Origin of the sequence: Kitasatospora sp. NPDC096077 (assembly GCF_040303245.1) — a bacterium.
Lineage (GTDB): Bacteria > Actinomycetota > Actinomycetes > Streptomycetales > Streptomycetaceae > Kitasatospora.
Map to the genome: position 1 here is coordinate 1 of NZ_JBEOSV010000142.1, position 3394 is coordinate 3394.

Genomic DNA, 3394 nt, shown 5'->3' on the forward strand with positions numbered 1-3394 from the left:
GGCCCCACCTTCATGTCTGGCCAACCAGAAGATCACCCGACCGAGTCGACTGACTCGAACTCACACCCACCGAGATCGATAGAGCAACGGTCACTTAGTACTCCCAGGAGTTGTGGGCCGGAGCCCCGTTTGTCGGAAGCTCGCGGAGCCATCGGTTCACCACTGTAGTCGGCCGCAGACCCCGGTCGCCCTCGAACAACAGGTCATCGTCGACGAGAACCGGCGTGCCGTCCGGGATCACCGGCTGTGCCAAGGTGCGGTAGCTGTCACCTGGCGATCTCGGTGACCTGGGTGAAGCGCGCAGGCGAGGCGCGGTAGTCGTCACCGTTTCCGCACGGTAGTTGTCACCTGAACCGGTTGCTGAGCCTTTCTGTCACCTGCTGTTCGCTGGCAATCAGCTTCCGGGGTCGCGCGGCGCCTGGTTCGATGGCGCGCGCTTTTGAACTGGTGGGTGCTGGTGGCGAGTTGGCGGTGGTGTGTTCCGATCGGTGGTTGAGATGCCGGTCGCGAGTCGGGGGCGAGGGGCTGTTCGGGTCACCGAATGTGGTCCGAACGGCCCCTCGTCTTGGTGGCGGTGGGGGTTTTCGGCTGTCCTGGCCTGGTGGCCGGTGTTGCGTGGTCAGTCGGTGTAGTTGGCGGGGCGGAAGTGCCAGAGGTACCAGGCCCAGTTGTCGTTGGCGTGTTCGAGGAAGGTCAGGAAGCTGTTCCTGCCTTCGGGGTCGATGAGGCAGCCCATGTCGGTGCGGTCGCCGGGGCTGAAGTAGCGCACCCGGTAGCCGGCGCCTCCGCCGCCGGCGACGTCGATGAGGTCGCCGCGGATCCAGACGCCGTGCTGGTCGGGTCGTGCGGGGTCCCAGTCGCGGGCGGTGATGGTCGGGCGGTGTTTCTGGTCGGTGAGGCTGGTGTCGGCTTCCAGGACCTTTCCGGCGTTGCGGCCGGTGTTGACGACGATGCGGAACGCGGGGTAGCCGTTGTGCCGCTCGTTGGTGGGGACGAACTTGAAGAGGTCGTAGAGGTCTGTGGCCGGGTCGACGTTGTCACGGCGGTTGATGGCGTCGGCGGACAGGTAGCCGTCGTCGGCCACCTGCAGTTTGGTGCCCCGGGCGTCCGCTCCGGCGCAGGCCTGGAACTGGAAGGGGTCGCCGTTGGTGGGGTCGGTGTGGGCGGGGTTGGCGTTGATGAATCCGCAGCCCTTGATCAGGGCTGCGACCAGCAGGTAGAAGTAGTACGCGGCGGCGGCCGGGTCGCTCATGTCCGAGGTGAACGCCTGGTCCAGCTCCTGCTTGAGGAAGTCGCACGCGGCGTCCTCCAGGCCGAGCGCGTACTTCGAGGACGGCTGGTACTTCTCGGCGAGGACCTTCAGTTCGTCGATCCGCTCCGGCGGGATGGCGGGGTAGCCCATCGCTCTCACGCACCTCTCTGCATCGGGGGCGCCCCCGCCGTCGTGCGGGGGTGCCGGTCGGGACCAACCCAAACACCCCACAAGGGGCGACCAAAAGTGATCATCCGGTCACTTCCTGTGTCGGGTTGCCGGGTGGTGGGGCCGTTCGGTGCGACGCGACGCGTGCGGTCCCCGGACACGCCGCGGTGCCGCCGGCGCCCGGCGGGGCGGCGGAGCACGAGGGCGACGACGCTCCAGGCGAGGCGGGCCTCAGCGTGGGCGGGCGGGCGTTCGCAGCCGCGTCACGGGGCCGTCGGGCACGCAAGAACCACGCCGGTGAGCGTGCGACGACCCGGCGCCGGGACAGGGCGGCGAAACCGGGGACGCCGGGTGGCCGCTTTCACGATCTTGACGGTGATACGCGATCCGTGTCCGACCCAGTCGACGAGTTCACCGGCCTGGGCGGAGTCGGCCCGGACGACGGTGATCTCCGGATGTGCGGCGTGCGCGCGGGTGAGGAGCACTCAGGCGCCTGTATGTCAGGCGGGCCGGGACCCGCCGTCGCCGTCGCCGTCCCGATGCCGCTGCGCCGCCGGCCTGGCCTCGCTCCTGCCCGGCGCACTGCGCCCGCCCGGCACGCGGCGTCGACGCAGGCCCGTACCACTGGCCCGTGGCGCCTGTCCCGGGTTCCGGTGATCTTGCCCGTGGCCGCCGCCGGGCCACTACCGTCCGGCTCATGCCACAATTCGGAACCCTTGCCGTCGGTCAGTTCGTCAGCGACTTCACCTTCGACGGCACCAGCCCCCAGGGGACGTCGTTCTCCACCGGCACCGACCTGCCGATCCAGGAAAGCGGCACCCTCGGCGAAAAGCACCTGATCGTCAACGACAAAGGCCCGACGTTCACCCTGGACGGCGGGACGGAGACGCCGGCCCTGGGCCACCAGGTCAGCGTCTCGCTCACCGGCACCGTGAAGTCCGTGCCCGGCTCGCTGGGGGTGCAGCTGATCCAGGACGGCGACCCGATCCCGGTGGCCAGCGCCTATACCCAGCCTGCCTCCGCCCAGCTGCCCGCCACGGTCTCGCTGACCTACATGACGGCTGTCCCCGCCGGCGGCAGGAGTCTGCTGCAGGTCCGGCTCATCACCGATGCCGGCAACCCCGTGGCCGACCTGACCGGCCTGTCCGTCACGATCACCGCCGTGGGCAGCCGATTTACTTAACCCCGACTCGCTGGTCCGGTGCGCGGGCACCGGACCAGCGATCCGAAGGCACCCCGACAGCCCATCCGGACCACCGCTCGACCCGGCAACCGGCGCCGTCGACACCAGCAGCCTCGTCGACCCCTACACCGCACACTTCGACGACACCAAGGCGCTCGCAGAAGACCCAGGTCGCCAGCCACATCCGCCTCGGATCCAGACCCCGCCCGAACCCCACGCGGGCGTCGGCCCCGAGAGCCCACCACGAACCTGCCGTACCTGGCGCTTGCCCGATGCGCCCTTCCCCTCGGGCAAACGGGCCGAGCAGCTCGTCGCAACCATCGAGTCGATCTTGGTGACAGTCTGCGTGCCGATGTGACGGCTATCGTGCTTCGGCACACCGGCTTCGCCGACAGCCCCCAGGCCTCCCACCCCTGAGAGGGTGTTCGATACCGATTTAGGCTGCCGCGAGGGGTTTCGGGCGGAGGTATTGCCCGGTTCTGTCCGGGCTGGCGGTCAGCCGGGTGGCCATGGAGTTCACCATGGCCCACTGGATCATCGAGCGTGACCGGTCCGGCAGTTCCTCGTAGTCGCGGTGGAGCCGCCGGTACCGGGACATGATCCCGAAGGTCTGCTCCACCCGCCAGCGGATCGGCTGGACGATGAAGCCCTTCTGCTCCTTGTCCCGGGCCACGACCTCGACATCGATGTCGAGGTCGTGGCCGTGCCTGACGACGGCGTTGTTGTAGCCGGCGTCCACCCAGGCCTTGGTCACGGTGGGCCACCGGGTGGAGAGGGTGTCCAGGACCTGT

Annotated in this window: 3 protein-coding genes; 1 reads left to right on the forward strand and 2 read right to left on the reverse strand. The window is 68.9% G+C overall.

What is annotated here, in order from left to right; genetic code table 11:
* Nucleotides 1–619 precede the first annotated feature (619 nt).
* Nucleotides 620–1402, reverse strand: a complete 783-nt coding sequence (locus tag ABTZ03_RS44100; protein WP_350518925.1) for a hypothetical protein — start codon at nt 1400–1402, stop codon at nt 620–622.
* Nucleotides 1403–2117: 715 nt separating this feature from the next.
* On the opposite strand from ABTZ03_RS44100, the gene ABTZ03_RS44105 reads away from it, so the two are divergent.
* Entirely contained in the window at nt 2118–2603 is a 486-nt protein-coding gene (locus tag ABTZ03_RS44105) for a hypothetical protein (RefSeq protein WP_350518926.1), read from the forward strand.
* A gap of 436 nt (nt 2604–3039) precedes the next feature.
* Here the strand turns inward: ABTZ03_RS44105 and ABTZ03_RS44110 are convergent.
* On the reverse strand, nt 3040–3394 hold a 355-nt coding region (locus ABTZ03_RS44110), incomplete at its 5' end, for a transposase (RefSeq protein ID WP_350518927.1).

What these genes read in the sequence shown, in the direction of transcription:
- ABTZ03_RS44100 (WP_350518925.1), bottom strand. Translation starts at nt 1,402, where the DNA reads ATGGGCTACCCCGCCATCCCGCCGGAGCGGATCGACGAACTGAAGGTC.
- ABTZ03_RS44105 (WP_350518926.1), top strand. Translation starts at nt 2,118, where the DNA reads ATGCCACAATTCGGAACCCTTGCCGTCGGTCAGTTCGTCAGCGACTTC.